The organism is Bacillus capparidis, from assembly GCF_017832095.1.
Classification (GTDB): domain Bacteria; phylum Bacillota; class Bacilli; order Bacillales; family Bacillaceae; genus Bacillus; species Bacillus gobiensis.
This window is the reverse complement of sequence record NZ_JAFDST010000009.1, coordinates 73,035-79,422: the sequence shown is the minus strand read 5'-3', so window position 1 is coordinate 79,422 and position 6,388 is coordinate 73,035. Positions and strand designations below refer to the sequence as shown.

Annotated in this window: 7 protein-coding genes; 2 read left to right on the top strand and 5 right to left on the bottom strand. The window is 41.6% G+C overall.

The window, feature by feature from the left end:
• Nucleotides 1-333 precede the first annotated feature (333 nt).
• Nucleotides 334-1,098, top strand: a complete 765-nt coding sequence (gene pdaB, locus JOC74_RS22625; RefSeq protein WP_098945259.1) for a polysaccharide deacetylase family sporulation protein PdaB — start codon at nucleotides 334-336, stop codon at nucleotides 1,096-1,098.
• A gap of 120 nt (nucleotides 1,099-1,218) precedes the next feature.
• On the opposite strand, the gene JOC74_RS22620 is transcribed toward pdaB, so the two are convergent.
• A complete protein-coding gene (locus tag JOC74_RS22620) occupies nucleotides 1,219-1,839 on the bottom strand; it encodes a KinB-signaling pathway activation protein (protein ID WP_211086330.1) in 621 nt (206 codons plus the stop codon).
• A gap of 112 nt (nucleotides 1,840-1,951) precedes the next feature.
• Between JOC74_RS22620 and gerD the strand changes: the two genes are divergently transcribed.
• Nucleotides 1,952-2,560 (top strand): spore germination lipoprotein GerD, encoded by a 609-nt coding sequence (gerD, locus tag JOC74_RS22615; protein WP_053605221.1) that lies wholly within the window; start codon nucleotides 1,952-1,954, stop codon nucleotides 2,558-2,560.
• A 232-nt stretch (nucleotides 2,561-2,792) separates the two neighbouring features.
• Here gerD and salA read toward each other — a convergent pair whose 3' ends face one another.
• From salA to JOC74_RS22595, 4 genes are all read right to left on the bottom strand, one after another.
• Entirely contained in the window at nucleotides 2,793-3,842 is a 1,050-nt protein-coding gene (salA, locus tag JOC74_RS22610; RefSeq protein WP_053605220.1) for an iron-sulfur carrier protein/transcriptional regulator SalA, read from the bottom strand.
• 115 nt (nucleotides 3,843-3,957) lie between these two features.
• A complete protein-coding gene (locus JOC74_RS22605) occupies nucleotides 3,958-5,013 on the bottom strand; it encodes an alkene reductase (protein ID WP_053605219.1) in 1,056 nt (351 codons plus the stop codon).
• A gap of 108 nt (nucleotides 5,014-5,121) precedes the next feature.
• The gene (cwlD, locus tag JOC74_RS22600) at nucleotides 5,122-5,835 is read right to left on the bottom strand and encodes an N-acetylmuramoyl-L-alanine amidase CwlD (RefSeq protein WP_053605218.1); all 714 of its coding nucleotides are present in this window, start codon (nucleotides 5,833-5,835) and stop codon (nucleotides 5,122-5,124) included.
• 59 nt (nucleotides 5,836-5,894) lie between these two features.
• Nucleotides 5,895-6,335: a DUF2521 family protein gene (locus JOC74_RS22595; RefSeq protein WP_053605217.1), complete on the bottom strand. Its 441-nt coding sequence runs from the start codon at nucleotides 6,333-6,335 to the stop codon at nucleotides 5,895-5,897.
• Between the last annotated feature and the right edge of the window lie 53 nt (nucleotides 6,336-6,388).

Sequence of the window (6,388 nt, the reverse complement as noted above, 5' to 3'; positions counted from 1 at the left end):
TCCAATAAAAGTTTGACTGACTACGCATAGTCGCCTATGCGATTTTTTTAAAACATTTAGAATTAACAGGTACGTTTGTCTTGTTTAGTTTTCAAAGATCATTTCCGCTCTCAGCGGCTTTAATAATATATCATTTCTCATCCTTTAATGTCAACCATTTTTTTTGCTTGGAATCGAAATTTTTCGCTCGTTTATCAGCGACGAATAATAATATAACATGGCTAAATCATATCGTCAATCATTATTTTAAAATAAATTTAGAATTTCTTGTTATGATCTATTCTCGCTTCTCATATGATGAACTAAACATCTAGGACAAGGGGGAATCTCTCTGTGACCGGCTTCTATGTATGGCGGATGAAACGAATCAAGCAAATACTTATTATTATAATAGCCGCTTTTGCAACAGCCTGCTTTTTTTATATTCAAAATCTCGTGCCGATTCCGGTATTCTCAACAGAAAACGGACCTAAGGCCGTTTACCGCGGAGAAACAAAATCTAATGAAGTGGCACTTACATTTAATATAGGATGGGGAGACGAAAAAGCGCTCCCGATTTTGGATGCTTTAAAAGCAAACAATTTAAAAAATGCAACATTCTTTTTATCTGCATCTTGGGCAGAACGCCACCCTGAAATTGTTAAACGGATAAAAGAAGATGGACATCAAATAGGAAGCCTGGGATATTCCTATCAAAATTATTCTTCAATGGAGGACAAGGAGATAAAAAAGGATCTCGTTCGGGCGCAAAACTCATTCCAAAAGCTTGGACTTGATGATATCACTCTTTTAAGGCCGCCAACCGGTCAATTTAATGAGAATGTTTTAAAAATAGCACAGCAATATGGATTAACAGTCGTTCACTATAGCATTAATTCTAACGATTGGACGAATCCCGGCGTCGAAAAAATCGTCCAAAACGTGAATGAATCAATCGGGAGCGGCGACATTGTTTTGCTTCACGCATCAGATTCCGCTAAACAAACAAAAGATGCCTTGCCAAATATATTGAGCCACCTTCAAAACGAAGGATTAAAAAATGTTCCTGTCAGTGATCTGATCGCGAACACCGACGCGAATTCTTCGGAAGTCAATTAGATCACGTCATATGAAAGCTTGCTTACCCGCCCCTCTTTTCTTGCTTCAAGCGCAAAGTCTGAAGCGGCTTTGTGAGTTTCTTATTGATATGAGCATCTTACTAAAAAAGCACCGACAAAGCTACATTGCAGCGGTGCTTTTCCCTTTCTTTTTTTCAATAAACCTTGGCAATACAAGGAGCTGGTAAGCATTGCATCCTAATAACGGAAAAAGCATTAAGTACAGCCAGCTCTCCTCGTTTACCCTTAACGCAGGGAACCACTCTATTACCGAGATGACAACCATTAAAAAGAGCGCGGAAACGAACGTATTCTTCGATGATTGCTGGTGTTTGGTGTATGCTATAGCAGCCCCGAACAACAATATAAACAATGGGAGCCACAAAAAAGGAACGACCGATTCTCCGTTTCCAAAAGCGATGTACCTCAGATAGACCAAATCAAATAGAACAAAAAGAATAAGAACGACTTGAATCGAATTCCAGAGAGAAAATGATTTCAATATTTCTAAAGCAAAGCGATGAATCGTTAAATAAACGACAAACCCCATCTGACTAATTACGCTAAAGATAAAGCCTACACCCGTAAACCAGAAGGCTACAGACAGAATCTCCAGCACATCAAACGAAACAAACAACTCCTGATATCTTTCCCATTGCAAAGCGAAACCAATAATAATGGTGATTATCGCTCCAATCCCAAGCGTAGAAAAGAATAATTTTACAATTCCCCGGCTTTTCATATGTAATCCCAACCCCTAAAAGAACTGCTGTCTTAGCAGTTTATCGTATGAATAATTTAACGGAATAACCCTCATATTATGTGTAAGAACAGTTTTTGAAAGGAGCTTAAAGATGGCAATAAGGGTTTGTCTTCTATCGATAAGCTGTTTTCTTATAATAACAGCCACAGCTTGTGCTCCTAGGAACCAAGCATCTGAAATGGATTATGAGCAGACAAAAAAGATGATTGTGGACATTTTGAAAACAGACGATGGAAAAAAAGCGATCCAAGAGTTGCTGAATGATGAACAAATGAATGAAACTCTTGTAATGGATCAGCAAACAGTGAAAGAAACAGTGGAAAAAACTTTAACTTCAGATAAAGGCAAAGCCTTTTGGCAGAAAATTTTTGAAGATGAAAAGTTTGCTGAAAGCTTCGCCAAAACATTGCAAAAAGAACACGAAACGGTCATTAAGCAATTGATGAAGGATCCCGATTACCAAAAAACGCTGATTCAAGTGCTCAAAGACCCCGAAATGGAGAAAACTTACGCTGACCTTGTCCAAAGCCAGCAATTCCGGACTCATCTAGAGCAGGTCATAACTGAAACACTATCCAGCCCTTTGTTTAAAAAGAAATTCAATGAAGAATTAAAAAAAGCAGCTCAATCTGGTTCCGGCGGCGGGGGCGGTGAGGGCGGAGGCGGAGGCAATCAGCAAGGCGGCGGACAAGGCCAATAAAGCTCCCTCCTTCATAACCTCTTTGCTGGACAAACAGCAATCCGCTCGTAAATCGGGCGGATTTATCCCTCATTAACGGGCAGTACCCCTACTTAAAGGGCTTTAGGTCATCCTGAGAAGTCAGAACAAATGTCCGTACACCTAACAATCAGCGGGGGAGTAATGTATGAATGATATGTATCGACACCCCTACTAATTGCAGGTTTACTAATTTATCCCGCAAACTCTCCTATTAAACCACCTTTTCATCCACTTTTTTAGCGATATCCATATAGATTTCTCCAATTGGGTGGCTGCGGTCATAAACAGATGGAGCAAAATGCTCTTCATCCCAGTCCGGCTGACGTAACGGAATCTTTCCAAGCAAAGGAACGCTCAGTTCTTCGGCCAGTTTTTCTCCGCCTCCTTTTCCAAATACGTATTCTTTTTCTCCGGTTTTTACGCTTTCGTAATAGGCCATATTCTCTATTACGCCTAACACCTCATGCTCTGTTTTGATAGCCATGGCGCCTGCACGTGCCGCTACAAATGCCGCTGTCGGGTGCGGAGTAGACACAATAATTTCTTTGCTTGATGGAAGCATCGTGTGAACATCTAGAGCGACGTCTCCCGTTCCCGGCGGAAGATCCAGAATGAGATAATCGAGCTCTCCCCAGTCCACCTCATTGAAAAAATTGTTCAGCATTTTGCCAAGCATCGGCCCTCTCCAAACAACCGGTGCGTTTTCTTCAACGAAAAAACCCATAGACATAACTTTTACCCCAAATCGTTCGACTGGAATAATTCGATCCCCTTCTATGGTCGGCCTAACGGTAATTCCCATCATATCAGGGACACTAAATCCGTAAATATCGGCATCCACCAAGCCTATCTTTTTTCCCATCCGGGCAAGGGCGATTGCCAAATTGACGGATACCGTTGACTTGCCTACCCCTCCTTTGCCGCTTGCTACCGCTAAATATACCGGCTGTTTATCTGATGACAAAAGAGTCTTGCTTTCAGTTGTTCCCTCTATATACTTAGAGATAATCTCTTCAGGCAGCTCTTCAAAACGGATACCGACTGTATTCACTCCAGCTTCTTTTAATGTATTTACAATACTTTGCTGAAGCTGCATCTGCTCCGCTGTTCCCGTCTTTGCTAAAGCAACCTTAACACTGACATGATTTTTCTCCGGCTTGATTTTGATTTCTTTAATAGCGTCCAGCTCATTAAGCGGCTTATGTAGAAAAGGCTCGGATAATTCCCCTACTAGCTTTTTAACATCATCTTCTCGTAACATTCGAACCCCTCCCCTAATAGTGAATTCGTTTACATATAATTATATCATATCGTTGAATACCATCCCATTCTATTTAAAAATCCCTTCCAATTTCAGAAGGGATTTTTAAGTCAGATTAAACAAGACTCATTAAATGCCTTTTCGGATCAAAATTTTCAAGCCGCTCCCCATTTTTCAATTTATGAAGATAATCAGGATTTGAAATTAACGGGCGGCCGAATGCGGCAACATCGATGATTCCTTTTTCAAGATAAGCCTCTGCCTTTTCCGGCGTTAACAGGCCAACTCCAATAATCGGGCCATCCCAATATTTTCGGGTTAAATCATATAACGTCTGATTTTCGGCAAAATGCTCATCAGCGTCTTGAGCGGAAGGATGAAGAATTCGAATGCCTACCTCCTTGAATGCATCAGTAAAAATTTTAATCGTTTCATCTGCGTCTTCCCATCTGTAATTGGGTGCATCTACTTTATGCGCTGAAAAACGGATAATTGTACGGTCAGCTCCTATTGCATCGATAACCGCTCGAATAACCTCTTTCATAAAGGTTAACCTCTGGGTGAGGTCTCCCCCGTATTCATCCGTTCGTTTATTGGAAATGTCACTGTTGAATTGGTCAATTAAGTAGCCGTGGGCGCCGTGAATTTCTACTCCGTCAAAACCTGCCTCAACAGCATTTCGAGCTGCCTGTGCATACTGCTCTACCACCCGTTTGATGTCTTCCTTCGTCATTTCCTCGGGCTGTGCGAAAGGTTCTCGGAAACGCGGAACCGTTCCTTCAGCAGCAATCGCAGATGGAGCTTCTGGCAACTCTCCTCCAATCAATTCTGGATGAGACAACCGCCCGACATGCCAGATTTGCGCTGCAATCGATCCGCCTTCCTTATGAACGGCTTCCGTAACTTTCTTCCATGCTTGGATTTGTTCATTTGTATAGATACCCGGTAATCCCAGAGTTCCCTTTGCACGATTACTGATGACTACTCCCTCGGTGATAATTAAACCAATTCCATCAGCAGCCCGCCTCCGGTAATATTCCACGACATCATCTCCAATAACGCCAGTTTCATTATCAGCAAAAGTGCGGGTCATCGGAGCCATCGCTGTTCTGGTTTTTAATTCAAAAGCACCTATTTTAGCAGGTTCAAATAACTTTTTATAATGAGTCATAAAATATCTCCCCTTTGTTTAAAAAGAATCTAACCTTACTATAAATTGGCAAATCGTTTGTGACAATTTAAATGCTTGAGGTGCGCTTTTTATGTAAAAAAGCCCTCCTTATTCGGGAGGGTCTCCTTTTTCCGTTAAGTAACGAAGAATTCCTTCGTAAATGGATGCCGCTATTTGGTCTTGATAATTTGGCTGAGAAAGCTGCTTTGCTTCTCCCGGATTTGATAAAAAACCAATTTCAACAAGCGCCCCGGGTTTTTTCACATTTTGCATCAAGTAAATGCCGTGAATCCTCTTTGCTTTACGATCTGTATTTTCCAAATTTCTTCTCAGCTCATCCTGGACAAACTTGGCTAGCTTTTCATTCTCTTCATACTTTCCATAATAGAAGCTTTGGGCACCGCTCCATTTTGCAGAGGGAATTGCGTTCAAATGGATACTTAGGTACATGTCCGCCTCCGATTCATTAATCATCTTTACCCGGCTTCTTAAATCCTCTGCCTTTCGTTTGCTATAGCCTTTCATCTCCGCAGGCGCAAGATCACGGTCGTCCTCTCTCGTCATCAAGACTAACGCCCCTTGCTCTTGAAGGTAATCCTTAATCTTCAAACTGACATTAAGCGCGATGTCCTTCTCTTGCAAATCACTGCCGCTTGCACCACCGTCAGGTCCGCCATGCCCGGGATCCAAGTATATGATTTTCCCTGAAAGCGGTAGATTCCACGGCTTCCACGACGAGTCATTCGTAAATTGATATTGAAATATAAACAATAGCGCGACAAAACCGATTAAAAAAACAAACCATTTCAGCCTCTTTTTCATACTACCCCTCCCCGCCTGTCCATTACTTTCATCTTATGGGACAAGGGAAGGAAATATGATTAGCGCAATCGAAGCTTCAGACGTTTTTTCCCGGCAGAAAAACCTTCGATCCACCAGCTCCTAATAAATTGCTCACACTCAATGTAAAGGGATTCTTCATTTAGATAGACGCGAAAAGCATCAGACCAATGATAGATGTATTCATAAAAGTCATGCTGCAATTCTCTTTCCTCTTTCTCAGAACGAACCACAGCCATTTGTGCAGACTCTCCATAGTAGCCAAATTTACCGAAGCTTGCACCCAGCAAAAATGCTTCGATGGCAAAATCAACGCAGCCATCTTTGATGTATGTGGAATCCTCCACTAAATGAAAGATCGATCTAAAGCAGAGATCTACAGACGAGATAATTTTCTCAAGAGAAAGCTCGCGCAGCATACTTTGCTCGTATTGCCGGTCCTTCTTTCTTTTTTTATCTGCAAAGGACAAAACGCCCTCCATTGGAATCGCCTCCTTCTTTAGCATTTATTTTGATCTCGCCATTAGCAATTCAT